The following is a 24,239-nucleotide window of genomic DNA, read 5'->3' as shown; positions in this document are numbered from 1 at the left end:
AAAGTTTAATTAAGTAGTTGTGGAGCAAAACTAAACGCTTGCCCTGGATAAAAAAGAATATCTTCAACTAATAAAGTCGCTTCCTCTTCACTTATGTTTAATCGTTTAAGTAAATTTAAGCGTGCTTGTGACAATGTCCAAGCGTGATAATGCACCCCTAGATCAGTTTCCATCATAGCCATATAGAGCAATTCATCGGCTGGTTCTAATTGTGAAGCGTTAGCCCTCAGAGGTAATAGCGTATAACCCGTTAACCAGTCTAAACCCGCTATTTTCGAATCAGTTAAAAGTAATGTGGTAAGCTGTGAGGCATTTGAGGCTTCTACCGTTGTTTGCTGTTTTTGACTCTGCATTGATTTGAATTTGCTATCAATACGACTTAGCCACTCAAGCGGTGAGAGCACAGCATTTGCAAAATAATTTAATTTACTTTGATACCACTGACTGCCATTAGCAAGGCCTGATAAACCAATGCTGCCTCTTGGCTTATAGTCCGCCAAATAATTGTTTAACTCACTCAACGCTGCATTAAGTTCAACCGGTGTGTTAGTGCGATTTATGGCTTGTTGCACGTACTTTTTTAAATAACTATGTTCAACTTTATTTAGCTTTAAATTACTTTGCTCGGCAGCTTCTAGCTGAGATTTTACAAACCTTAACCATTGCTCAATATTTTTATACTGGGCATCATTTTTCGCCATAGTGAGCATATTAGCCAAAACATTTGTTTGTGCAGGCCATGCAAAATAGCGCTCAGGGAATCGCTCAGCAATAACTAAATAATTAACCTGATTGGTTTGCTCTGCTGATAACTGCATTTGCATTAGCTGCTGATAAATAGCGTGGCGACGCTCTAAATAAGCATCTGTAAAAGGGAGCTGCTCATTACTGAGCTGTGTAACCTGTGAATTCGGTTGCGCACTTAAAGCAGTATTAAGTGATATTAACGCGCTTTGCGCTTCTTCATAAGATGAAAATATATCTGTAGGCTTAGAGCAAGACGTTAACAGCAAACAAAATAGCAGTGAAATAATAGGCGTTTTTTTCATGTCAATTCCAATAAAAAAAGCCCCAATGGGGCTTTTTAAAAATACTAGAGTACATTAAATACTAAATTTTAACACCGTTGCGAGCGGCTTTATCTTTAATATATGTAGCCCAACCTTTAGCAAACCTACGTGTGCTTGGGTCGTCCATGGCTTTAGTAATAGCAGCATAAGCTTGCTTATACTTACCTTGGTAGTAAAACGCTTCAGCTAAATCTGAATAAATAGTGCCTTTTTTATCAGAGCCAAGCTCTAATGCTTTGTTCAAACGAACAACAGCAGCGCTGAATTTTTCAGATTGTAAAAGTAATGAACCTGCTTTGCGGTAGAGCTCAGCGTCGTCATCAAATTTAGCAGCTTCTTCGTAATACTTAGCAGCTTTCTCTATATCTTTCGAACGATGGTAGTTACTAGCAATCGCGCTAATATTTTGCTTAGTGCGTTTTACTTTCTCTTCTTTAACAGCCTTTTCAAGCGTTACTGCTGCTTTGTAAGGAATTTCGTTTAAAGAATAAAAGTTAGCCAGTACTTTGTATTCAACTTCGTTTTCGAAGTAACCATTCTTGTATGCAACTTCCATAGTTGCTAGACCTTTTTGGTAGTCTTCGGTTTGTAAATAATACTTACCTAAACCTACCCAAGATTTTTTGTCTTCAGGCCATACACGAACGATTTCTTCTGCAACTTTAACCATATCTTGATATTGCTTTTTCTCAAAATAGGCAGCTAATTTAAGTTGATAAGGAGCTTTATTTGGCTCTTCAGCTAACTTAATTGCTTTGTTTGCCGGCTCAAGAACCTGATCAAATTGTTTAAGCTCATAGCTTGCTTGCGCAATACGAGTGTAAACTTTCGGGTCCTCTTCACCTGTGAAGTCCATCCAATCAGAATATGCTTGCTTGGCAGCACTGTATTGTTCAGTACCCGCGTACATATCACCCAAGGTTTTTAAACCTTGAGCCTGATCAGCAAAGTTCAATACATCAGGTGCAATCGCTGCTTTCATATACTTAATTGCAACTTTGTATTGCTCTTTTTGAGCGTACATGCTGCCTAAGTAACGATTAACAGTTGCTTTATCAAAGTCATTAGACGGTTCTAACTCTTTCAATAACGCTATTGCACCATCAACATCATCTTCGTTATACAAATCAAACGCTTTAATTACTTTTTTACCAGTACGTTCGCCCATGATTTTAGTTTTTGCTTTCTTACGCTCTTCAATCTTTGCGTAATCTGGCGCCGCTAAAACAGGTGCAGTTAATGATGCACCTGACACAGACATAAGAATTGCAAGTGCAGTTACTTTGGAAAAATTTCTCATTACTCGCCTCCTTAGTTGCCTTGGTTAAGTTTAAAGTCTAGTTGAACTTGTAAACCAACTTGCTTTTGTGGTTTCCCGTCAATGATCTTAGGACGGTATTTCCACTTACGCAATGCACGTTTAGCTTCACGGTCAAAGATACGTTTTGGTTCTGCGTCGATAACATCAACGTCAATCACGCCACCTAACTCATCAATTGTGAATGAAAGTTGAACCCAACCTTCTTTACCATCACGTGCTGCTTGTGTTGGATATTTTGGTTCAATACGAACGATAGGTGTCGCATCACCATCTCGTCCAAATGCACCTGGACCACTTAGTCCACCGGCCGTGCTTCCCACATCGATACTTGGCATATTAAATGACAAGCCACCAGTATTTGGGTTGCTATTTTCCGGCTGTGGCGGCTGCGGTTTAGGCGGCTGCTTTGGCGGTGGCGGAGGCGGAGGCGGTACACGCTTCCTCTCCTGCACCTTAGATTCAGGCGGATTCGTCATAATTTCGACTATGATCTGCTCTTTTTGTTCCGTATTACGGTCAGCCCCACCAGAGATGAGGTATGCCATGAAGTAGAACAAGCCGAAAGTAACTGCCCCACCTGCAATCAGTGAAAACAGAAAACGAATCATTACTGATCTCCAGCTATTGAAATTCTCAGGTTATCACCCGTCGCTTTAATCTGGTCCATCACTTTAACCACTGTGCCGTGTTTTGCTTCTTTATCAGCTTGCAAAATTACAACATCAGTAGGTTGTTCTGCTAATAAACTTTCGATTTTTGCTGAAACACGTTCAACATCAACTTGCTGTTTATCAATCCAGATTGCACCGTCACTGCGAATTGCAATAAAAATGTTAGCATTTTTTTGCTTCGTAGCTTGGGCAGCTTTTGGTTTATTGACCTCGATACCAGCCTCTTTAACGAACGATGTAGTTACGATAAAGAAAATAAGCATGATAAATACGATGTCAAGCATTGGCGTCATATCTACCGCTGCTTCTTCTTCTTCACGAAAACGTTGTTTACGTGCCATATTTAATTCTCTCTCTAGTGATGAGGCATACTATCTACAAGCTTGGCTTTCACCATTCTCGCTCTTGCCTCAAGGCGTGAGCTAAAGAATACCCCAGATAGTGCCGCAACCATTCCAGCCATTGTTGGGATTGTTGCCATTGATATGCCTGATGCCATTAAACGTGCATTACCTGTACCTTGGGTTGCCATGGTTTCAAAAACCGCGATCATACCCGTAACAGTACCAAGTAAGCCTATTAAAGGACATATAGCTACTAATGTTTTAATCAACAACATACGCTGATCTAATTTTTCAGACGCTTCAGAAATCCATGCTTCACGGATTCTGTGTGCGTACCAAGACGTAGTGTCTTGGCGGGCATCCCACTTAGCTACAATTTCCTTCGTTAAACGAGGAAACTCAGCAAGTAAGAACCAATAGCGCTCAATCATTAAAACCCACATAAGAAAGAGTGCTATCGCGACCACGTATAAAACCTGGCCGCCTGTGCCAACAAAATCCCTGATAGATTCCCAGATCTCCATCAGGACTAGCATTAGGCTTTCTCCTTCTCCGCGTGAGTCGCGATGATACCCGCGCTTTGCTCATCAAGGATATGTAGTACCGACTTACTACGACCTGCAACAATTGAATGAAGTAGGATAAGTGGTAGTGCTGCAATTAGACCTAGCGCTGTAGTTACAAGTGCTAGAGAGATGTTACCAGCCATGATCTTCGGATCGCCCGTACCGAACAATGTGATTGTTTGGAACGTTAGGATCATACCGATTACCGTACCTAGTAGACCCAGTAATGGTGCGATAGCAGCAAGGATCTTGATGATGTTAATACCCGCTTCGATGCGTGGCGTTTCACGTAGAATCGCTTCATCAAGTTTAAGCTCAAGGTTTTCAACATCTTGATTTTTGTTGTCAGAGTACACTTTAAGAATACGACCCAATGGGTTGTTTGTATTCGGTGTAGACAAGTTCTTAAGCTGAGCTTTGATCTTAGAAGTAGTAAGCGCTAAATCAACGAAACGTACTAAGAAGATTAAAAGACCTACAGCAAGCAATACGGTGATGATGTAACCAACTTCAGCACCTTGCTCGTAGTACTCCATAAGAGACTTCTTCTGCGTGTTGATACGTAAGATTGCACCACGTGTAGGATCCACGTATACGCCAGCGTAGTTATCAGCTGAAGTACCTTCTAGATCAGAAATACCTTTTAAGATATAGCTGTCAGGTTGCTTACCTAGAGGCTGTATAGACTTAGTCTCTGGTGAGTAGATTAAGTAGCCATCGTCTGTAACTAAGTTGAAGTTACCGATACGTGTTACTTTTTTCATTGACGGGTTACCGTCAAGACCTGCAACTTCAGTTTCAAACGTTGAAACTTTAGCTGACTCAGTCATTTCTGTTTGAAGTGAAATCCAAAGTTCTTCTAGTTCACGAACTGTTGGAAGTTCTTTAGCCGCAGCTAATGAACGAAGTACTTCAGCACGACCTGGTTTTTCAGCACTTACTAAAGATGCTTCAATTGAACCAATCGCGTCAGCTGCTGCACGACGAACAACACCAAACATTTCACCTAACGTACCTTGCGCGTTTTGAAGAGCTTGCTCTTTTTCCGCTAAAGTATTTTCGTTTTGTGCATATTCTTTGCTAAGACGATCACCACGTGCTTTTTCAGCAGCTAATTGGCTTTTCGCTTTGTTAAGTAACGCTTGCTTATCAGCACGATCTGATAAGAACTCTTGTTCACGTTGCTTATTGATTTTCCCTTCAGAAATACGCTCTTGCTTTACTTGCTCAAGAATTTTATCTAAAGCATCAGTATTTGCATGTGCATTAAGCGCGGTACCGGCAGAAACAGACAGTACTGCTGCAACAGCAAAACCTTTAAATAGTTTCTTCATTATTGATTACTCCGCGCCAAAAATTGGTAGTTTAACAAGTTCTAGTGTCGCTTGCTTACGCGCCATACGGATCACTTCTTTAACAGGCTTTAGGTATTCTTCACCTAATTCTTTCCACTGTTTAGTGTTGTTATCCCACACCCAAGCGTGTTTTAGATCGAATGATTGCGCTACATAAGTGATACGACCTAAACGACCGATATCAACGTTAATGCTACGACCATCAACATCTAAAGTACCTTGAGAAGCAGTTACAGCTGAACTGTATGCTGTTTCAACAGTGTACGCTTCAAGTACCTGACGGAACTTCTCAGACGTTGTTACAGATGCAGATGCCATGATCTCACGTAACCTTTCAACACGTCCAAGACGTGTTTCAAGGTTAAATGGAACGTCCGCTTTGATGAATTGCTCAAGCGTATCGATCATGCGATACATCAAAGGCACAACGTTTTGTTTAGTGTTATCGATAGTCGCGATTTGACGATCGAACGATGCGATAGACGCATTTTGGTCAGCGACCAAACGTGCTACGTGATCGTTGTACACTTTCATAAGTTCAGTCTCATCAACGATGCTACGGTACTCAGCGATTAGCTCCTGAGTTTGACCATATACATTGTCAATTTTAGTTTGAGACTTAACCGCAGCCTTTTGAATTGTTTGACCTGCTTTTTGCACGTCATTCAAAGGATCTGCAATCACATTGCTGCTTGCAAATGCAAAAGCGCCAACCAACGCAGTTGCTACAAGACTCTTTCTGATTTTAACAGACATAGTTCCCAACCAATTAAGTAATGTTACTTTTATAATTTAATTATCAACCCGCAAGGGGAAGACAACCCTGATATCTTTTAATAGATATCAACTTACCAATAATGCTAAATGCATTAAGTCATGTCAACTTCATGTTTCGCATAACCTATAAATAAATCAGCTTGTTTGTAAGATATTTAAAGGGCTCACACAAAAAAATTAACATTATCGTAACTAACGTGACAAATGCAATTTCAGCAAAGCCAGATATAGTAAGAATACTGATAAACCACCTAGTTAAAGTAAACAAAAATATAACATTTAAAATTAACTTAATCGTGGCTGAAAAAAAATTAAAAATAAGCTTATTTTCTGTCCCGAATATTCTTTTTTAGTGGTTTTTGAGACTTTTTAAGCTAAAAATACAGCTAATCGTTATTATTCGCGCATTCGTCGCATAGTAATAAGGACGTGCCGATTATCTAAAAAGCAATACAAAGGAGGGGAAATAGATTACAAAGAATCATTTTTATTAACACCTGTGTTTTTTGTTTCTACTGATCATTAATATCCTGCCGATTTTTTATATTTTTCCATGGAGAAATATCAATCTTACGCACTTTTATGAACTCAATATAATTAAACTCACATCAAGCAGTAGACTAAATTTAAATCGCTAGGTGATCATTGACCAACAACGGACTAGTGCATAAAGGTTTACGTTTAATTTGGTATATCGGGGTTAAAAATATGAATAACGGATATCAGAAATGAAAGGCAATACAGAGAGATTAAAAATAGAGTTGATAATTATTTAAGAATTATGGTGAAACAGGTTAGTGTTTCACCACGATGAACTTAGGTTCACATAATAAATTATGCTACTTCTACGTTCTCAGCTTCAGGGCCTTTTTGACCTTGCTTGATGCTGAAAGTCACTGCTTGACCTTCGCTAAGAGTGCGAAAACCAGAACCAGTGATTGCGCTGAAATGTACAAACACGTCAGGACCATTTTCTTGTTCAATGAAACCAAAGCCTTTAGCTTCGTTGAAAAATTTTACTTTACCAGTAACCGACATACTAAATTTTCCTGTAAGTCAATAATTAAAATTCAGCCATATAATTATGGCAATATCCTCCCTGAGTCAATGCCCAAAAAACTGGAGGTGATAGTACAGGAAGAAGTAATAACCAAACCGGTAACCTTAAACGCAGCACAATACCGTAATTCAATACGCAAAAACTCAAAGCCAATTAAGATTAACACATTAAAATTTTTTTAGCTCTATTAATTAGGATTTATTTTTGAAGTTTCATTGTTTTACTAACTACGGTGTAACCTTTTAATTTTTATAGAAAATAACAAACAAAATATTGTATTTTTTATAAACAGATTACAATTGCTTTAAAATAGTTTTTATCAGTATATTTTTTAGCCACTTAAAATAAAAAAACCACCTTGAATTTAAGGTGGTTTAAAGTTTAGTGTTTAAATATTAACTATTTAACTTGCCAGTCGATAACGCTCTCAGCTTTGATTGGTACTACTTCAGAGTCACCTAGCGAGTAGCTTGCCGGCACTGTCCAAGGCGATTTTTCTAAGGTAATAGTGTCGGTGTTACGCGCTAAGCCATAAAAATCTGGACCAAAATGGCTTGCAAAGCCCTCTAACTTGTCAAGCGCACCAGCCTCTTCAAAAGCTTCAGCATAAAGTTCAATAGCAGCATGTGCAGTGTATGCACCTGCACAACCGCATGCAGCTTCTTTTTTATCTTTATAATGTGGCGCTGAATCAGTGCCTAAAAAGAATTTTTTATTGCCACTCGTTGCCGCCGCCATAAGTGCTTGCTGATGAATGTTTCGCTTTAATATAGGTAAGCAATAATAATGTGGGCGAATGCCCCCTGCTAACATATGGTTACGGTTGTATAGTAAATGATGCGCAGTAATTGTAGCTGCTACGTTATCAGAGGCACTTTCTACAAATTCTACCGCATCTTTCGTTGTTATGTGTTCAAGAACAATTTTAAGCTCAGGGAAGTCAGCGACAACATCGCCTAAAATAGTCTCTAAAAACACTTTTTCACGATCAAATATATCAATAGACGAGTCGGTTACTTCACCGTGGACGAGTAACAGCATGCCAACTTCTTGCATTGCTTTTAACACCGGATAAATATTTTTAACCGATGTTACGCCAGAATCTGAATTTGTGGTTGCACCCGCTGGGTACAATTTAGCTGCAAATATTTTACCCGTTGCTTTTGCCTTTTTTATCTCTTCTGGTGTCGTTTTATCAGTAAGATAAAGTACCATTAGTGGCTCAAACTGCCCTTGAGGTTTCGCTGCCATAATGCGCTCTCGGTACGATAATGCGGTTTCAGTACACGTGGCTGGCGGTACTAGGTTTGGCATAATGATCGCTCGGCCCATATAACGACTGATATCACGTACTGTATCTTTTAGCTGATCCCCGTCGCGTAAATGTACATGCCAATCATCGGGCCTAGTAATCGTTAGAGTTGTCATTTTGCTCGTCATCGTAAAATCCTAATGCTTAAGTTAACTGATCATAGGCATATGGGGTTTTCGAGTAAAGACCTTATTAAAAAATAATCCTTAGATACTATATATAAAGTAAACTTTACACTTCACGCTTCTCATTTATCGTTTTATTTTGTAGAAAGGTTAATATTAGGTTAACGTATGTACCTTTAATAATAATTATAAGGCCTACCTTCGTTGCCTATGTCGAACACTATCGATACTACTAAAGCGCTCGAAACTAAAACGGATCAATTGAGTATAATCAATCAGTTCTCCTCAAGTTTATTGCAACTGAATACGTTAGAAGCGCTCTTTAGTTATGTCACCACACAAGTTGTTAATCGACTTGGATTTGTCGACTGCGTGATTTATTTAGCCGATGACAGCCAATCTACGCTAAATCAAGTAGCGTCTATGGGTATTGAAAGCGAACACACTAGTTATCAGTCAGAACGAAAGTTAATCCGCTTTAATGAGGGGATAACGGGCTATGCTGCATCAACTGGGCAAGCTTTAATAATAGGCGATGTAACTAAAGACAGCCGCTACATTGCTGATGAGCGCCCTGCGCAATCAGAGCTGTGTGTGCCTTTAATATATAAAGATAAAGTACTCGGCGTAATTGACTGTGAACACCCAATAAAAAATTACTTTACCAGTTCACATTTAGAAATTTTAACTACCGTTGCCCACTTACTAAGCGCAAAAATAAATCAAGTGAATACCGTCAACAGCTTGCAAGATACCGTTCGGCAACTTAATAATGCGCAAAAATTAGAAAGTAGCCTACTGCAAATAGCTAACTTAACCTATAAAGCACAAAATTTAGATACCTTTTTTAAATCGCTGCATGTGATTATTGATAGCCTTCTTAATGCAAGTAACTTTTTTATTGCTTTGTATGATAAAAAAGAAGATGTTCTAGATTTTGTCTATACCGTTGAAGGCGGTGTACAAACAAACACGCATAAAATTATTTCAAAAGATCAGTTAAAAGAAACAGCCTCTTACTATTTATTAATTAACGAGCGCCCTTTACTGCTTAATAAAGAGCAATACCGACACTATATAGAGCAAGGCCACTTTAAATTGGTCGGTGAACTAGCAGACTCTTGGCTTGGTGTGCCATATAAAGTTAATGAGCGCATGAGTGGCGTTATTGTCGTACAAAGCTATGACAAGCAACATTACTACAACGAACATGATAGCTCGCTGTTGACGTATGTGAGCCGACAAATAAGTATGGTTATAGACAGGCATTTAGCTCGCCAAGAACTCGAGCACAAAGCACTGCATGATGAACTAACAGGGCTTGCCAATCGTTCGTTACTAATAGAAAGAATGAAGCATGCAATTTTACGCTTGAATCGCGCTAAAAAAGGGACTTTTCATGCTCTGCTCTACCTTGATTTTGATCGCTTCAAAAGTATTAATGATTCGTTAGGCCATGAAGTAGGTGACCATTTTTTAATTGCTATTTGTAAATTGATTACTCAAACCGTTCGCAATACTGATACCTTTTCTCGCTTAGGTGGCGATGAGTTTGCTATTTTTATGGAAAATCTCAGTCATCGTGACCAAGTAAACGATGCCCTCGCTCGAATAAAAACCGCCCTGTCAGATCCCATTGATATTGATGGTCATTTACTGCAACCCTCTACCAGTATTGGCGTTGCATTTAGCGATAATGTAAACGATGAAGCATTTGTTTTATTACAGCAATCAGACGCGGCTATGTACGAAGCAAAATCATCAGGGCGTGGCCAAGTTAAGTTTTTTAATAATGTCATGCGTAACAAGTTAAAAACACATGCCGACCTTGAAAATGATTTACAACACGGTATTGAGCATGATGAGTTTGAACTGTATTTTCAGCCTATTTTTAACATTACTAGCAGTGACGTTATGGGGTTTGAAGCTTTAGTACGTTGGCATCACCCACGAAAAGGGTTTGTATCGCCAGGTGACTTTATCCCTATTGCAGAAAAAACGGGGCAGATTATCAATTTAGATTTGCATTTGCTCGACCTTGCAGCACAGCATATCGCTTTATGGCAACAACAAGGGCATCGTTTTTTACGCGTTACGGTTAATGTTTCATCTCGCCACTTCGCAAGTTTAGAGTTTGTGGATCAGCTTCATGCAATCTACAAAAAACATCAACTACCTTTAGGCTCATTATGTCTAGAAATAACCGAATCGGGATTGATTGAAAATTTAGAGTTAGCAACACAAATTATTCAAGGATTATCGCCTTTAAAAGTATTGCTCTGTTTAGATGACTTTGGCACCGGTTACTCTGCCCTTGGTTACTTGCATCAACTGCCTATTCATGTCCTTAAAATTGATAAAAGCTTTATCGATAATTTAAAAACCACAGCCAATCCATTGATTGATGCTATTTTAACCTTAGCCATTTCATTAGATCTTATTGTTATAGCAGAAGGGATAGAAAGCCCTGAACAACTCGCTATTTTGCAAAAAACCCAATGTGATTATGGCCAAGGCTTTTTAAAGTCTAAACCTGTTACAGCAAAAGAAGCTATTTTACTAATACATAGCCCTCTTTAATTAATAAGCCAGGTTTGCTGGCTTTTAAAAATCACAGTAATTACTTTTACGCTTTTGCCAACACTAACTCATGCAACGTCACTTTACAGCTTTTTACAATCTGCCTTATAACTGCTTACTTAAGTAAGGGTCTATTTAACCAGTAGAAAACCTTATAATTAGTTTGTGCCACATTGTTCTTAATAAAAATCTTTAACCCCGTTAGCGAATGCTTTAATACATTACATTATTTAAAGGCGTATACGAGTTGGTATTAATGTATGCCAATGAGTAGCCCCTAATCATTCAATCCTTGCATTCGCTGCTTTTTTCAATCGTGTATCCTTTACACCTCAGTTGCGTTTACTGAGCTTTTGCCTGCCAAACCCTTCGCCGTAAATTTTAATTCGCATTTTAACCTCGCTATGAAACATCTAAATATTAATGTCGCGCTATAACCTACTTATTTTAGAGAGTTACATGACAATAAAGTTATCTGTTACCAGAACAATAATCATTAATAAAAAACTCAAACAAACATGAGACAAATTCAACAATAAATAAAAAACTAAACACTGTTTGACTCAACAAAGTTAAAAAACTTAATGTTCGCAGTAAAAAACACACTAAAGTGCAATTTTATAGCCATCCAGACGTTGAAACGGTTTTTGTAAAGGCGTAGTATGTAATGAATCTGAGCTATACTCACCATATCCATGAGATTTATTAAAGATGATTGACATTAAACACTTAAAAACAATTGCTACCCTTAAAGAAACGGGTTCTCTCGTCAATACAGCCCGCGAACTATTTTTAACTCAGTCAGCTTTATCACATCAAATCAAAGATTTAGAAAACAAATTAGACTGCCAGTTGTTTGAGCGTAAAACTCAGCCAGTCCGATTTACACCTCAAGGTATGTTATTACTTGAATTAGCACACGAAATATTACCTAAATTAGAAGCCACCAAGTGCCGACTCAAAGAAAGCCTAAACCAGCCTATTTCGCAGCTGCGTTTAAGCGTTGAATGTCACGCCTGTTTTCATTGGTTATTGCCTACTATCAAAGAATTTAATAACTTTTGGCCTGATATAAAAATTGATTACGAGCGTGGCTTTAGTTACGACGCTATCCCAGACTTATTAAATGATGAATTAGATCTCGTGCTTACATCAGATATTCGCGACCCTGACAAACTTGAATACGCCCATTTGTTTGACTTTAAGCTGAAACTGATTGTGGCACCAGATCACGACTTAGCGAAAAAAGCCTATGTAACTGCGCTTGATTTGAAAAGCGAAACTATTATTTCTTACCCTATTCCGCGTGAGCGCCAAGATATATTTAAGCATTTCATCCAAAATGCGCGTTTTGACGGCACCCTAAAAACGGTTGATCAAGGTTTACTTATATTTCAATTAGTCAGTGCAGGTATGGGTGTGGCCGCCTTACCCGATTGGTTAGTAACCCCTTATGAAAGCCAAGGGTTAATTAAGTCAATTCCACTGGGCGCGCTTGGTTTAACGCGTCCAATGTACTTAGCGATGAAAAAAGACATGAAAGACAATCCAGTTTATCGTCACTTTTTAAACACCTGTAAATTAAATAACGGTCGATAAATCTTAAACTTATGAGTAACATGCTAATAAATATACTTAATCATGTTGCTCACTATGTTTGAACTAAAAAAAATACTGGGCGGCTTGCTCATGCCGTTACCTTTGTTGGGCTTAGTAAGCCTAATATTACTCATTTTTGCGCTCAAACAACGAAAAGTCGCAATCGCTATATCTTTAATGAGCCTAGCAACCCTGCTTATTGCCAGCACCCCTTTGGTGGCCAACTTACTGATTAAAAATAGCCAACCAACCTCATTAGCATTTAATTATCTTAAACACCCCAATATAGATAAAATTGTGGTGCTTGGCTGTGACATAAACCCCAACCCTGCATTGAGTGCTAACAGTCAGTTAGGTAATTGTGCGTTAACCCGTTTGGTGGAAGGAATAAGACTTGCTAACATTTACCCCCATGCGCAACTGATTGTTTCAGGTGGGGGGTATGAAAAAGTCACCAACAGCGCGTTAATGTATAAAACCGCAATTAGCTTAGGTATTAATAAAAATCGTATTGTGCAAAATCCAAACGCAATGGATACCGCCCAAGAGGCAAAACTTTTAGCCTCAAAACTCGTTGATTACAAGGTCGCTTTAGTCACCTCAGTAAGCCATATGCCCAGAGCAAAAAATTTATTTAATGCGCAAGGCATTAACGTTATCCCTGCCGCAACCGACTACCACAACTTTGCCGCTTTCCCTTGGTATAAACAACTCATACCCAATGCAAAAGCACTACTAGTAGTCACCCAGTATGCTCATGAAGTTATTGGCAATGCGTGGATAAATGTACGCCGTACAATTAACCCTGAAGCACTTTAATTAAGTTAACGCTTATTACGCTGCATAAATTCCCCCTAAAAAACCGCAATTATTTGCGTTTTACACAGGGGGTTATGAAAAAATAAAACTGAATATTCGTTTATAGTAGCGTTGGGTGTTTTGTTATTCTTAGAGGGTTTTAACCTCAGCTGTTTTATTCCAAAGCCGGTACAGTGTCACTAAAAATACGCAAAGAAATAGCAGACTTAGTGCTGTTAAATTCTCAACACCTAAAGCATCAAAAGTAGCACCGAAAATGTAGCCTCCACCGACTAAAACAATAACCCATAGCAGTGTAGAGCATCCATTTAACACACTAAAACGGCGCCAACTAATTGCTGTAAGCCCTACGGGAAGGGCACCAATCGTGCGTAATCCTTTAGGATAACGATATAGAAAAATGTAGGCTGTGCCATGGCGTTCAGCAAGCTGACTGGCTGTTTTAAATAATCGACCAAGGCGGCCTGGTTTTTCAATCCATGCCGCGCCATACGCTCTTGCTAGAGCAAAACGTAATTCATCGCCCAAGTAGCCACCCATAAAAGCAGCCAAAGCAACAAAACCAACATCTAGTGCGCCAGTATGTGCAGCATAGCCTGCGAACAAAGGTAGCCATCCACTTTTTAACGCACAATAACCAAAAAGTAACAGATAAACCAACAACCCGTACTGCTCAATTAAAGCTAATACCCCTTCCATTTCATTCCTTTAAAGTAACTACCTTAGTAGCAAGCAAAGTAACATTGTAATTTAAACGAGGTAAGTACAGCGAAAGATCTGTGTTTTTTGCAATATAAGAATGGATGTAATTATGATTTTAAGCGTAGGTTTATATCTATTACGTTTATTAAATTTTTGGGATGCATAAACCAAAAATAATTAACTCACAAAAAGGATAAAAGGGTATGCGGGTATATAAAAAATCAACATACTGACTTACCATAGTTTGCTAAATTAGCTATTTAGAACGCTATATTTTAAATAACCTACCCGAAATACGTTACAAGTAGGTTATTTATAAAATTACTTTTAAGCTAGGTGTTTACACAGGATTGTCTATGTCAATAAATGTCACGTCAAAGCCATGTTGCTTAGCAAGATATTCGCCTAATGCTTTTATACCGTAGCGCTCGGTGGCGTGATGGCCTGCGGCAAAAAAGTCGATATTTTGCTCGCGTGAGCTGTGAATGGTTTGCTCTGATGCCTCACCAGTTAAGTAAGCATCAATACCTTGCTCGGCTGCTAAGTCGATATACCCTTGCCCGCCACCTGTACACAAAGCGATGGTTTCAATTTTATCAGTACGTACTAAACTCGTTAGTGGCTCGCGCTTAAGCACTTGGCTTATTTTTTTAGCAAATTCACTGCCCGTTAACGGTGTTTTTAAACGCCCTTTCATCGCTACACTGTTGTTAGTTGGCTCAAGGCCTGCTTCAATTTCAATATCGAGCAATTGCGCCAGCTGTGCGTTATTACCCATTTCAGGGTGAATATCTAACGGCAAATGATAGGCAAATAAATTGATGTCTTTAGCTAAAAGCGCAGCCACACGACGTTTTTTCATGCCAGTGATAGGTTGTGACTCGCCTTTCCAAAAATAGCCATGGTGTACCAAAATGGCATCGGCATTATTTTCAATCGCGGCATCAATAAGTGCTTGGCTTGCCGTTACACCCGTTACTATAGTGCGTATCTCATCTTTACCTTCTACCTGAAGCCCGTTTGGACAAAAATCGTTAATGGTTTCTGGCTTTAACAGGGTGTTTAATAATTGATTAAATTCTCTACGTTGCATACTACTTACCTTACTTTGCACTGAATTTTGTACAAATTTTGGCGGTTATGCGCTAAAAATGAAAGGAAAATCGCAAAAAATTGAAAAACAGTTCTAAAATAGGTATAAATACCTCCTCTTTATCTGTGTAAACAACGTATAGGGTCTCTGATGAGCAAACTAGACAAAACAGAAGTGTTATCTGCCTTTGAAGCTGCATATGAAGCTGCCAACGGTAAAAAACCTGAAATAACAACTAAACCTGGCTGGTATAGCATTGATGGCGGCAAGAACATGCGCCTAGCTGATGTAGCAGAGCTGACTAAAGAATTAAGCTCTGGTAAGTCTACAAAAAAAGCTGCAGTAAAAGCACCTGCTAAAAAAACTAAAAAAGCTGCTCCTGTAAAAGCACAGAAAAAAGCGCCTTTCACCGTGATCACACAAAACGAAGAAGGCTACACAGCAGAAGAGCTTTGGATAGTTGAGCTTGCTCGCAAAGATCACGATTGCCGCCTACCTCGCGGTGTTGTTTGATCAGCTGAGTGCTTTGTATAAAAGAAACCGCGTTAAGCGGTTTTTTTATATTTATTATCCATCAAGTATTGAATAAACCACCTCGCAACAAAGCCAGACAAAACTATAAATACAGTTCCTGCCAGTACTGGCATTATTAAAAAATCCCAACTTTGGCCAGACTCAATAATTAAGATAGGGTTTGCGCCGGCAGCAGGGTGAATAGTTTTTGTGATTATCATTAATGTTATAGCAATACCCACAGCCAGCCCAATCATAATCGCACTATCAGCACTATAATAGCTAAAAACAACCCCAATCATTGCGGTCAGCATATACCCCCCTATTACGTTTTTTGGCATAGCTAACGGGCTCTGCGGTACGCCAAAAACAAGTACAGCTGTTGCGCCGAATGGCGCCATTAACCAAATACCGTAATCACCCATATAATTTAGCCACGCCAAAAACCCCAAAACAAAAGTAGAAAAAACACCTGCGATTAATGCCGACTTTATTTGCTCACTATGCATATTACCTCCTCAAAAGTAGACCGACTTGTCTACACCTGTAATGTAGACAAGTCGGTCTACCTATGTCAAGCTGTGTTTTTACTGCTCAAATTTGGAATATCATGGATAAACAACAACAAATAATCAGTACGGCACTGAGTCTTTTTTATAAAAAGGGTATACACGCTGTTGGTATTAATGAAATTTTAGCTGTATCGGGCATTGCAAAAAAAACCTTATATAAGCACTTTGAAAGCAAAGACGCGCTTATTTGTGCTTGTTTAGTCTCACGTGACATCTGCTTTAACGCTTGGCTTAAAAAAATATGTATACAACCAAGTGCTATGTTAGTCGCACAGGCAATTTTTGCCGGACTGAAAAAGTGGATTAATAATGAGGTTTCAGAGTTAGGGTGTTTTAATGGCTGTTTTTTTATTAATACTGCAGCTGAGTACCCTGTAGAGAACGACCCTATTGCCAAACTTTGCAAACAGCACAAGCAAGCGAACTTTGAGATCATACTATCAGCTCTTTTAGAAACACCTGAATTTGCTCACAATAGAGAAAAAGCAATTGAAGCCACGCAACACTTACTTATTTTAAAGGAAGGTTATATATGTAGAGCGAGGGTGATGCATGATGTAACAGTGACTCCACCTAGTGATAATATTTTAAAAGCGATAGTAGCGGTTGGTTAAATAGGTAAATACAGTATTAAAAAAGCGGCTAAATAGCCGCTTATTGACTAAAAAATGGCTGCATTATTCAAAAAATAATGGTTCACTCTGTTTTTTGCCTACTTCGTTCATGGTGGCTGCGTCGAACAAACGGCCGTTGATCATGGTGTAATCAATTTTGTCTGAATCACGAATGTTTTTCAGTGGGTCGCCATCAATAACCATTAAATCTGCCAGTTTACCGACCTCTAATGAACCCACATTTTTATCTAGGCCTAAATATTTTGCCGGATCGAGTGTAGATGCTCTAATTGCTTCCAGTGGCGTCATGCCGCCTTGGGCAAACATCCACATTTCCCAATGCGCACCTAACCCCTCACGTTGACCATGCGCCCCCAAATTAACAAGTACACCTAAATCTTGTAACTCAGCCGCTACGCGAGCATTGTTAAAGTGATTATAGTGATGATCGGGTGCTTTAACTCGGCGCATTGAGCGCGGTAATAATTGGTTTTTAGGCACAAATTTACTTAAACGTGGATGATTCCATACGTCCGTTTTATCATACCAGTAGTTTTCACCCCAAATACCGCCATAGGCAACTACCAATGTAGGTGTGTAACCTACATCACTTTGTGACCATAGCTGCTTAATATCGTCATAAATATGTTCAACAGGAATTGAATGCTCAATGCCTGTATGGCCATCGACTACCATACTCAAGTTATGCTGTAATAATGAACCCCCTTCAGGGACTACCATCATTTCAAGCATTCGCCCTGCTTCTATAACTTGCTGACGCTGCTCTCTGCGCGGTTGGTTATAAGATTTAACACTAAACGCACCCACTTTTTTAAGGCGCTCTAAATGAAATTTAGCATCATCTAATGAATCAATATGCGAGGTATACCCAGGCATATTCGCGCCGTATAAAATAGTACCGGTAGAGAAAATACGCGGACCAACGATCATCCCCGCTTTTTGCATTTCACTCGCGGTAAATATTTCAGTGGTGTCGTTTGATGGGTCGTGAATAGTAGTAACACCCAGCGCAAGACCTGCTAAGTTTTTCCAGTTCTGCTGCGGGATAATTTCATCACTGGCTTGTGAGCCATGAGCATGGGCATCTACAATGCCAGGCATAATTGTTTTACCTGTTACATCAATGACCTTTGCCCCCTTAGGAATGCTCACACCGGCAGCAGTACCAATAGCTTTGATATGTTTGCCATCGGTAACAATAACGCCATTTTCAATGACCTTTTCACCCTCCATGGTAATAATTTTAGCGCCAGTTAATGCAATCATGCCCTGCGGTTCAGCCATTTTTTTACTAAAGCCGATGTTAGTACCGCTTTTTACTTTAACGTCTTTATCATCCGCTTTATTAATCGCAAACATACCCTCTAAACTGGCATGGTAAAGCTCAGGCCCCAGTGTCCAATACAGTTTATTGCTATTGGCACTCCAGCTAATGTTTTCACCGGCGCGTACAGATAGCTGCTCAATTGGAAATTGACTGTCTTTGGGCCCAATATTTATCGTTTTACCGCGCTCTACAAATGGAGTAACAAATACTTTAAAGCGCTCAGCAAAAGCTAAATACTCACCATCTGGAGAGACTCTAAATTCAGTGGCGTGCTCTGACTCATACAGTTTACGTACTTTTTTACTTTCAAGCGCTACCACACTTAATGTCGGCTTAGGCCATGGGCTCATAATATAAACACGATCGTTGGCACTGCCAAACTGAGGTTGATAGCCACTTTTAGAAATGAGCTCACTTTTTCCGCCTTTAGCACTAACACTGTATACCCCAGGATGCAGTGACCACTTAGGGTTTAAAATGCTGCCGCCGCTGGCTTTACGATACACCACGGTTTTGCCATCTGGACTAAATGTTGGCTCTACGTATTTTCCCGGCTCTTGTGTAATAGTGTCGCCACGACCACTACGTGCAGAGACGACACGCACGGTGCCTTGTTCGTTATCATCCCACGTTGTGTAGACAATGTTTTTGCCATCACGAGAATACTGCGGGAATAACTCATAATGATCGGTTTGCTTAGTTAAGCGCTTTATTTTTCCTGATTCTAAATCGCGCTTGTAAATATAACCAAGCGCTTCAAAAAGTGCGGTTTCACCATCAGGGCTAATTTGCACATTACGCAGCATTTTTACATCAAACTCATCAGTGTCGATATTTTGAGTAAAACGCACTGCTTTTTGAATTTTTTTCGTGGTGTCTACTTTAAATGCAATATCGCTAACTGATTTATCATCGACATTGAGTTTATGAAGGGTGCCACCAGCCCAAAATACCAGCTCTTCGTTATCTGGGGTCCACGCAATAGTCGGATATACGCCATGAATCGCCCACGTTTCTTGCATATCGCGCTCTAGTTTGTCGTATAGCTTAGTATGCTCACCACTGGTTAAATCATATAAGTACAGGCTGGTTTGAAAGTCATCACGCTTTATGTACGCTAGTTTTTTACCATCTGGCGACGGCGTCGGTCTTATTGCCCCGCCCATGCCACTTATAATGGTTTCTATGTCGCCTGTTTCACGGTCATAACGCTTAATTTTATAAATACCGGCAACAGAGTCTTTTGAATAATGAAAAGTTTTACCCGGGGTTGCATCATGCGAAAAATAAACATACCGACCATCCGGTGAAAACATGGGTTCACCTAAATCTTTTTGATCGTTTTCACGTTTAGTCAGTTGCACCCCTTTACCGCCGGCTTTGTGATAAAGCCAAACTTCACCCGCACCTAGCGAGCGACTGGCGGTAAAATGCTTACGTGCAACTAAATAATCGCCATCAGGGCTCCACGCAGGGCTATTGAGTAATCTAAATGTTTCGTCAGTGACGGCGGTTTGGTTTTCGCCGTTAACATCCATTATCCAAATATTGTCACCACCGCCTTGATCTGATGTAAAAGCAATGTGCTTGCCATCTGGGCTAAAGCGCGGCTGCATTTGCCATGCAATGTCTGAGGTTATTTTAGTCGCTTTACCACCACTCATTGGCATGGTGTAAATATCGCCCAGTAAATCAAATACTAAGGTTTCTCCGTCAGGACTTATATCGACATTCATCCATGTGCCTTGCTCTACACTAATAGATGCATCAACAAATTGCCCTTTAGGTGAATCAACTTGCCATTTTTTTTCATCCGTTTGCTCTGCGTGTGCGTGGCCTAATGCCAATGAAACCGATAACGCGAGTGCTGTTTGCAGCATTTTTTTCATGCTTATCTCACTTATTATTGTTGCTGTGTGTTGATCTATTACATCATTGCAACAAAAACGCCAGCAAGTTACCAGCGTAATAGGATGAAGTGCATAAAATCAGTGCCAAACAATAGGATCAAATTGATAAAAATCCACTAGCAAATGGTAAATTTCAGGGTCTTCACGGCGTAAATCGGCGGGTTTCTCTAAGAATGTTTCGGTGATCACCGCAAAAAACTCAGCCTCATTGGTGGCTCCATAGCTATGTATTACATGCGGCATACTATAAGCAACATGGGTTTTTAACTGCGAAAACGCTCGACTAAATACTCGCCCCCATTGTTGGTATTTTGCCTGTGATGCAAGTAGTGGCGTGCCGGTGGTTTTACCGGTTTCTTGATCAAGTTGATGTGCAAATTCATGAAACACTAAGTTATGCCCATCACTGGGTAAGCGGTTGCCCTCAAGCACATCATGCCAGCTAAGCACCAATGTTCCCCCCGGCCACGATTCACCTTGCCTTACTGTATTATGAAAACTGACAAGGCCTGCGTTATCGCGGCTTGATTGGGGCGCGTAATACGCACTGGGGTAGAGTAAAATTTCTTTTACGTTTTTATACAAAGGCCAAGGCTTGTTAAGCACAAGCAAGCAGGCATCGGCGGCAATAATGAGTTTCATTGCCTCCGTTAGTTGCAACCCATCGCAGCCAACAAAACGCTTTTCATTTAAAAACCACACAATATGGGATGCTAACTTGGCTCGCTCTGCATCGGTCATTTTGTTGTATATGGGCATAGCACGCAGTAACAACGTGTGTTGTTGCTCACTTAACAATAAATCACTGTATTTACGGTGCCACACGGCATTTTGAATATCAGGCCAGCGCCAAAACATTATAATAAATACAATTAAAACAAAAATTAATAGCCCATTTATCATTGGGTCGTCCTAAATCAAACCATTTAGCTTTAACGCCAAAATACTGCGCCCGTATTATTAAAATAGTAATGGGTGCAGTGAGGCTGTTTTTCAATCACATCACTTCAGTTCGATTTCGGCCATTGTTTTTTGCCTTATACAAAGCTTGGTCAGCCCGTGATAATAATCGGTCATAATCATCAACATCACCAGAGTCGGAAACACCAAAACTCACGGTTACGCTGAGGCCTTCTGCGATATTTGAAAAGTTTTTATTTTCAATACATTTGCGTAACTTCTCGCACATTTCTTGTGCCTGCACTGCACTCATATCAGGAAACACAAAAGTAAACTCTTCGCCGCCCCAGCGAGCTACCTCTTGCTCACCTTCGCAGTGCGCTTTAAGAATGTTAGCTACTTCACATATAACCTGATCACCTATGAGGTGTGACCAACCATCGTTAATCCGTTTAAAGTGATCAATATCCATAATAGCGATAGCAAATGATTTATTACATGCTTTAAAGTCTGAAAAGTTATCCGCCAGCCAGCCATCAAATGCGCGGCGATTCGGTAAATCGGTAAGCTGATCGTGTGTGGCTTGATACGCAAAGGCACTGGCTTGCTCTTGCAGTGCTTGCGTTTGCTTCACCACTCGACTCGTTAATTCTTTTTCTACTTGTTTGTAGTGGTACAAGCGATAACGATATGCGCTGTATATAACAACAACAAAAATAAAAAATACTAATAACTTAAAGCTTGTTTTTTGCCAAAAGTGCGATTGAATTTCAAAGTTAACGACTTTGTGATTTTGTTGCCAATCAGTATTTGGATAGGCTGCACGTACAGCAAAAGAATACTTGCCCGCAGGTAAGTTAGTGTATTCAGCAGTAGCTATGTGTTGACGGTTGATCCATTCGTTATTAAAGCCTTCCAATTTTGTTTGAAAGTTTAATCGCTGCGGCATAATAAAGCTCAGTCCCGCGTATTGAAATGACAAGCGCGTCACCCCTGGTGGTAAAATAATAGTTTCACCGTCTATAGGTAACGACGTTGGTTTACCATCAACAGAAAAGCTTTCAACAATCGTTGGTAACGCTATTTTAGTGGCTTCTTTTAAGCGTTCCGGTTTTACTGTACTCACCCCTTTTGCGGTAGCAAACCAAATTGTGCCATCTGAATGAGCGGTTGCAGAGGGGGTTGAACCGCCATTTGCTTGTGCACTGAGCATGCCATCACCCTCATCGTATAATTGAAAAGCTAACGACTGACTATTGTTTGTAGGTGAATCTAGTAGCTCATTAACCTGTTTATAATTAACTTCAATAATGCCACGGTTACTTGATAGCCAGAGTGAGTCTTTAAACGGCACAATTTGAAAAAGCTTATCGACCGGTAATCCTAGCTCTCGTCCTAAAATAGTCATATGCCCATTTGCATGCTGATAACGCAATAAACCTCTATCGGTCGCCATCCAAGTATATTTATCGTCAATATAAAAGCCAAACGCATATTGAGCCGAAAACGCTTTAGGGAACTGGATTGGTTGAAATTCCTCCGTATTGGTATTGTAAACCACCACGCCATTACCAGTTCCTATCCAAATGTTAGCGGCTTTATCCTCACTCAAAGCCAGAATAAAACCACTCGGCAACTCTCTCTCATTAGTAAATTGCACTAAACTGCCGTCGGTATTAACGCGTGTCAGCCCCATAGCCGAACCAATCCATAAACGATTTTTTGAATCAAAAAGTAAAGATCTTACTTCATTACTACCTAAGCCATTATCACGGTTTAAATAAGGTATGAGTTCGTTATTAACCACCTTCAACACACCTGAAGTGTATGTACCTACCCAAACATCACCTTGGCTTTGTTCAAGTAAGCTCAATACTGAATAAGGAGAGCCTTGCTTAGTGCCTTTAATATGGGTAATTTTATTGTTTTGCAGCCGATCTAAGCCAGTGCTTCCCCCTATCCATAAACTGCCATCAGAATGTGACAGGACCGTGCGGACATAATCGCTAGACAAACCTCGCTTTTTGCCCCACGATGAAAACGGCGCTTCTCTTAACCTAAATACACCAGCATTGGTGCCTACCCAAATACTATTTTCTCTGTCTTGTAACAAAGAAAGAATACGGTTGGCGGGTAAACCATTTTTAGCATCTAATTGCTCTAAACCATCGACGCTAAGCCTAAAAACACCTTTATTAATGGTGCCAAACCATAAATCACCATGGTTATCTTCTAATAAACTAGAAATCGACTCAGCACTAAGCTGTGGATGGGGTGACTCGAACACATTGCCATTTAATACTCGCGCACCTCTTTCACTACCAATAACAAGGCGTCCTTCACGGGTAATCAATAGAGTATATACAGGTGCATCTGGTAACCCTTGTTGTGGCGTCATCAAAGTGGGTTTGTAGTTGACTATTTTATACAGGCCATCACTGGTCGCCGCCCATATAACCCCCTTAGGGTCTTCAATGATTCGATACGCACTGACATTTTGTATTATTGGGATGTCTTGAGTGCTACTAGCTGAACGATAAAACACACCATCATTCTCAAGCGCTAGCCACAAGTTATCATTTTTACTTTTAAATATATGATTAACCATAGCTTGGGCAGGTGGTTGAGTGTCCCATTGTCGGTGCTGATATAAACTAATACCGCCGCGCGCTCCGGCTATGAGTAAGCCGCCATCGGATGTGGGGGTAAGCGCACGTACGCCTGAGTCAGGCAAATCGGTAATTTCTGAGCGGGTAAATAGTTTGAATTCTTGACCGTTAAAGCGGGCAAGCCCTTCCCAAGTACCTACCCATAAATAGCCATCTTGTGTTTGTGCAAGGCTATTAATGCTATTGTGAGGAAGGCCCGAACGGGTATTCCACGTTTCAAAAAAATAATCGCGCAACGGCAGGCGAGTCTGTTGCTGAGCATCAACAGTAAAAATCACCAACAAGAAGCATAAAATCACCAAGCGATTCATCAGACACT

General features: G+C 40.0%; 20 protein-coding genes. 5 read left to right on the top strand and 15 right to left on the bottom strand.

Annotated elements, in window-relative coordinates:
• Positions 1 to 5: 5 nt before the first annotated feature.
• The 9 genes from QL984_RS11060 to pyrC all read right to left on the bottom strand — a co-directional run bounded on the left by QL984_RS11060 (position 6) and on the right by pyrC (position 8,604).
• Positions 6 to 1,049, bottom strand: a complete 1,044-nt coding sequence (locus QL984_RS11060; RefSeq protein ID WP_013465199.1) for a hypothetical protein — start codon at positions 1,047 to 1,049, stop codon at positions 6 to 8.
• A 61-nt stretch (positions 1,050 to 1,110) separates the two neighbouring features.
• A complete protein-coding gene (locus QL984_RS11055) occupies positions 1,111 to 2,370 on the bottom strand; it encodes a tetratricopeptide repeat protein (protein ID WP_013465200.1) in 1,260 nt (419 codons plus the stop codon).
• Positions 2,371 to 2,381: 11 nt separating this feature from the next.
• Entirely contained in the window at positions 2,382 to 2,999 is a 618-nt protein-coding gene (locus QL984_RS11050) for an energy transducer TonB (protein WP_013465201.1), read from the bottom strand.
• Entirely contained in the window at positions 2,999 to 3,403 is a 405-nt protein-coding gene (locus QL984_RS11045; RefSeq protein ID WP_006792384.1) for a biopolymer transporter ExbD, read from the bottom strand. Before QL984_RS11045 ends, QL984_RS11050 begins: the two co-directional genes overlap by 1 nt.
• A gap of 14 nt (positions 3,404 to 3,417) precedes the next feature.
• Positions 3,418 to 3,942: a MotA/TolQ/ExbB proton channel family protein gene (locus QL984_RS11040; protein ID WP_008109346.1), complete on the bottom strand. Its 525-nt coding sequence runs from the start codon at positions 3,940 to 3,942 to the stop codon at positions 3,418 to 3,420.
• Positions 3,942 to 5,306, bottom strand: a complete 1,365-nt coding sequence (locus tag QL984_RS11035; RefSeq protein WP_013465203.1) for a MotA/TolQ/ExbB proton channel family protein — start codon at positions 5,304 to 5,306, stop codon at positions 3,942 to 3,944. The genes QL984_RS11040 and QL984_RS11035 overlap by 1 nt, the downstream gene beginning before the upstream one ends.
• 6 nt (positions 5,307 to 5,312) lie before the next feature.
• Positions 5,313 to 6,083: a DUF3450 domain-containing protein gene (locus tag QL984_RS11030; RefSeq protein WP_013465204.1), complete on the bottom strand. Its 771-nt coding sequence runs from the start codon at positions 6,081 to 6,083 to the stop codon at positions 5,313 to 5,315.
• An 855-nt stretch (positions 6,084 to 6,938) separates the two neighbouring features.
• Complete coding sequence (locus QL984_RS11025) at positions 6,939 to 7,142, bottom strand: cold-shock protein (RefSeq protein WP_004588138.1); 204 nt, start codon at positions 7,140 to 7,142, stop codon at positions 6,939 to 6,941.
• A gap of 421 nt (positions 7,143 to 7,563) precedes the next feature.
• On the bottom strand, positions 7,564 to 8,604 hold the full coding sequence (gene pyrC / locus QL984_RS11020; protein ID WP_013465206.1) for a dihydroorotase: 1,041 nt from the start codon (positions 8,602 to 8,604) through the stop codon (positions 7,564 to 7,566).
• A 207-nt stretch (positions 8,605 to 8,811) separates the two neighbouring features.
• Here pyrC and QL984_RS11015 point away from each other — a divergent pair, with 207 nt between their 5' ends.
• From QL984_RS11015 to QL984_RS11005, 3 genes are all read left to right on the top strand, one after another.
• Positions 8,812 to 11,181: an EAL domain-containing protein gene (locus tag QL984_RS11015; protein WP_016900410.1), complete on the top strand. Its 2,370-nt coding sequence runs from the start codon at positions 8,812 to 8,814 to the stop codon at positions 11,179 to 11,181.
• A 711-nt stretch (positions 11,182 to 11,892) separates the two neighbouring features.
• Positions 11,893 to 12,780 carry a LysR family transcriptional regulator gene (locus QL984_RS11010; protein ID WP_008114241.1) on the top strand — a complete coding sequence of 296 codons (888 nt, stop codon included), beginning with the start codon at positions 11,893 to 11,895 and terminating at the stop codon, positions 12,778 to 12,780.
• A gap of 54 nt (positions 12,781 to 12,834) precedes the next feature.
• Complete coding sequence (locus QL984_RS11005; protein ID WP_036954413.1) at positions 12,835 to 13,599, top strand: YdcF family protein; 765 nt, start codon at positions 12,835 to 12,837, stop codon at positions 13,597 to 13,599.
• A 129-nt stretch (positions 13,600 to 13,728) separates the two neighbouring features.
• On the opposite strand, the gene QL984_RS11000 is transcribed toward QL984_RS11005, so the two are convergent.
• On the bottom strand, positions 13,729 to 14,298 hold the full coding sequence (locus tag QL984_RS11000) for a VTT domain-containing protein (RefSeq protein WP_036954344.1): 570 nt from the start codon (positions 14,296 to 14,298) through the stop codon (positions 13,729 to 13,731).
• 343 nt (positions 14,299 to 14,641) lie between these two features.
• A complete protein-coding gene (locus tag QL984_RS10995; RefSeq protein WP_036954340.1) occupies positions 14,642 to 15,394 on the bottom strand; it encodes a Nif3-like dinuclear metal center hexameric protein in 753 nt (250 codons plus the stop codon).
• A gap of 150 nt (positions 15,395 to 15,544) precedes the next feature.
• On the opposite strand from QL984_RS10995, the gene QL984_RS10990 reads away from it, so the two are divergent.
• Positions 15,545 to 15,907 carry a hypothetical protein gene (locus tag QL984_RS10990; RefSeq protein ID WP_008114254.1) on the top strand — a complete coding sequence of 121 codons (363 nt, stop codon included), beginning with the start codon at positions 15,545 to 15,547 and terminating at the stop codon, positions 15,905 to 15,907.
• Between the two features lie 32 nt (positions 15,908 to 15,939).
• Here the strand turns inward: QL984_RS10990 and QL984_RS10985 are convergent, their stop codons facing one another.
• Positions 15,940 to 16,416: an HPP family protein gene (locus QL984_RS10985; RefSeq protein ID WP_036954337.1), complete on the bottom strand. Its 477-nt coding sequence runs from the start codon at positions 16,414 to 16,416 to the stop codon at positions 15,940 to 15,942.
• Positions 16,417 to 16,517: 101 nt separating this feature from the next.
• Here QL984_RS10985 and QL984_RS10980 point away from each other — a divergent pair, with 101 nt between their 5' ends.
• The gene (locus QL984_RS10980; RefSeq protein WP_033104386.1) at positions 16,518 to 17,093 is read left to right on the top strand and encodes a TetR/AcrR family transcriptional regulator; all 576 of its coding nucleotides are present in this window, start codon (positions 16,518 to 16,520) and stop codon (positions 17,091 to 17,093) included.
• Between the two features lie 63 nt (positions 17,094 to 17,156).
• On the opposite strand, the gene QL984_RS10975 is transcribed toward QL984_RS10980, so the two are convergent.
• From QL984_RS10975 to QL984_RS10965, 3 genes are all read right to left on the bottom strand, one after another.
• A complete protein-coding gene (locus QL984_RS10975; RefSeq protein ID WP_036954333.1) occupies positions 17,157 to 20,330 on the bottom strand; it encodes an amidohydrolase family protein in 3,174 nt (1,057 codons plus the stop codon).
• Between the two features lie 99 nt (positions 20,331 to 20,429).
• Positions 20,430 to 21,254 (bottom strand): M90 family metallopeptidase, encoded by an 825-nt coding sequence (locus QL984_RS10970; protein ID WP_013465218.1) that lies wholly within the window; start codon positions 21,252 to 21,254, stop codon positions 20,430 to 20,432.
• Between the two features lie 94 nt (positions 21,255 to 21,348).
• Positions 21,349 to 24,231, bottom strand: coding sequence for a ligand-binding sensor domain-containing diguanylate cyclase (locus tag QL984_RS10965; protein ID WP_013465219.1), 2,883 nt, complete (start codon positions 24,229 to 24,231; stop codon positions 21,349 to 21,351).
• Between the last annotated feature and the right edge of the window lie 8 nt (positions 24,232 to 24,239).

This window comes from Pseudoalteromonas sp. APC 3495 (assembly GCF_030407645.1).
Classification (GTDB): Bacteria; Pseudomonadota; Gammaproteobacteria; order Enterobacterales; family Alteromonadaceae; genus Pseudoalteromonas; species Pseudoalteromonas tetraodonis.
The sequence above is the reverse complement of the archived record's forward strand: the minus strand, read 5'-3'. Positions and strand labels throughout refer to the sequence as shown.

Excerpts from the sequence above, each read along its gene's own strand:
- QL984_RS10980 (WP_033104386.1), top strand. The coding sequence starts at position 16,518 with ATGGATAAACAACAACAAATAATCAGTACGGCACTGAGTCTTTTTTAT.
- QL984_RS10965 (WP_013465219.1), bottom strand. The coding sequence starts at position 24,231 with ATGAATCGCTTGGTGATTTTATGCTTCTTGTTGGTGATTTTTACTGTT.
- pyrC (WP_013465206.1), bottom strand. The coding sequence starts at position 8,604 with ATGACGAGCAAAATGACAACTCTAACGATTACTAGGCCCGATGATTGG.
- QL984_RS10975 (WP_036954333.1), bottom strand. The coding sequence starts at position 20,330 with ATGAAAAAAATGCTGCAAACAGCACTCGCGTTATCGGTTTCATTGGCA.
- QL984_RS10970 (WP_013465218.1), bottom strand. The coding sequence starts at position 21,254 with ATGATAAATGGGCTATTAATTTTTGTTTTAATTGTATTTATTATAATG.
- QL984_RS10985 (WP_036954337.1), bottom strand. The coding sequence starts at position 16,416 with ATGCATAGTGAGCAAATAAAGTCGGCATTAATCGCAGGTGTTTTTTCT.
- QL984_RS11035 (WP_013465203.1), bottom strand. The coding sequence starts at position 5,306 with ATGAAGAAACTATTTAAAGGTTTTGCTGTTGCAGCAGTACTGTCTGTT.
- QL984_RS11015 (WP_016900410.1), top strand. The coding sequence starts at position 8,812 with ATGTCGAACACTATCGATACTACTAAAGCGCTCGAAACTAAAACGGAT.
- QL984_RS11045 (WP_006792384.1), bottom strand. The coding sequence starts at position 3,403 with ATGGCACGTAAACAACGTTTTCGTGAAGAAGAAGAAGCAGCGGTAGAT.
- QL984_RS11025 (WP_004588138.1), bottom strand. The coding sequence starts at position 7,142 with ATGTCGGTTACTGGTAAAGTAAAATTTTTCAACGAAGCTAAAGGCTTT.
- QL984_RS11050 (WP_013465201.1), bottom strand. The coding sequence starts at position 2,999 with ATGATTCGTTTTCTGTTTTCACTGATTGCAGGTGGGGCAGTTACTTTC.
- QL984_RS11030 (WP_013465204.1), bottom strand. The coding sequence starts at position 6,083 with ATGTCTGTTAAAATCAGAAAGAGTCTTGTAGCAACTGCGTTGGTTGGC.
- QL984_RS11060 (WP_013465199.1), bottom strand. The coding sequence starts at position 1,049 with ATGAAAAAAACGCCTATTATTTCACTGCTATTTTGTTTGCTGTTAACG.
- QL984_RS11005 (WP_036954413.1), top strand. The coding sequence starts at position 12,835 with ATGTTTGAACTAAAAAAAATACTGGGCGGCTTGCTCATGCCGTTACCT.
- QL984_RS11040 (WP_008109346.1), bottom strand. The coding sequence starts at position 3,942 with ATGCTAGTCCTGATGGAGATCTGGGAATCTATCAGGGATTTTGTTGGC.
- QL984_RS11055 (WP_013465200.1), bottom strand. The coding sequence starts at position 2,370 with ATGAGAAATTTTTCCAAAGTAACTGCACTTGCAATTCTTATGTCTGTG.
- QL984_RS10990 (WP_008114254.1), top strand. The coding sequence starts at position 15,545 with ATGAGCAAACTAGACAAAACAGAAGTGTTATCTGCCTTTGAAGCTGCA.
- QL984_RS11010 (WP_008114241.1), top strand. The coding sequence starts at position 11,893 with ATGATTGACATTAAACACTTAAAAACAATTGCTACCCTTAAAGAAACG.
- QL984_RS11000 (WP_036954344.1), bottom strand. The coding sequence starts at position 14,298 with ATGGAAGGGGTATTAGCTTTAATTGAGCAGTACGGGTTGTTGGTTTAT.
- QL984_RS10995 (WP_036954340.1), bottom strand. The coding sequence starts at position 15,394 with ATGCAACGTAGAGAATTTAATCAATTATTAAACACCCTGTTAAAGCCA.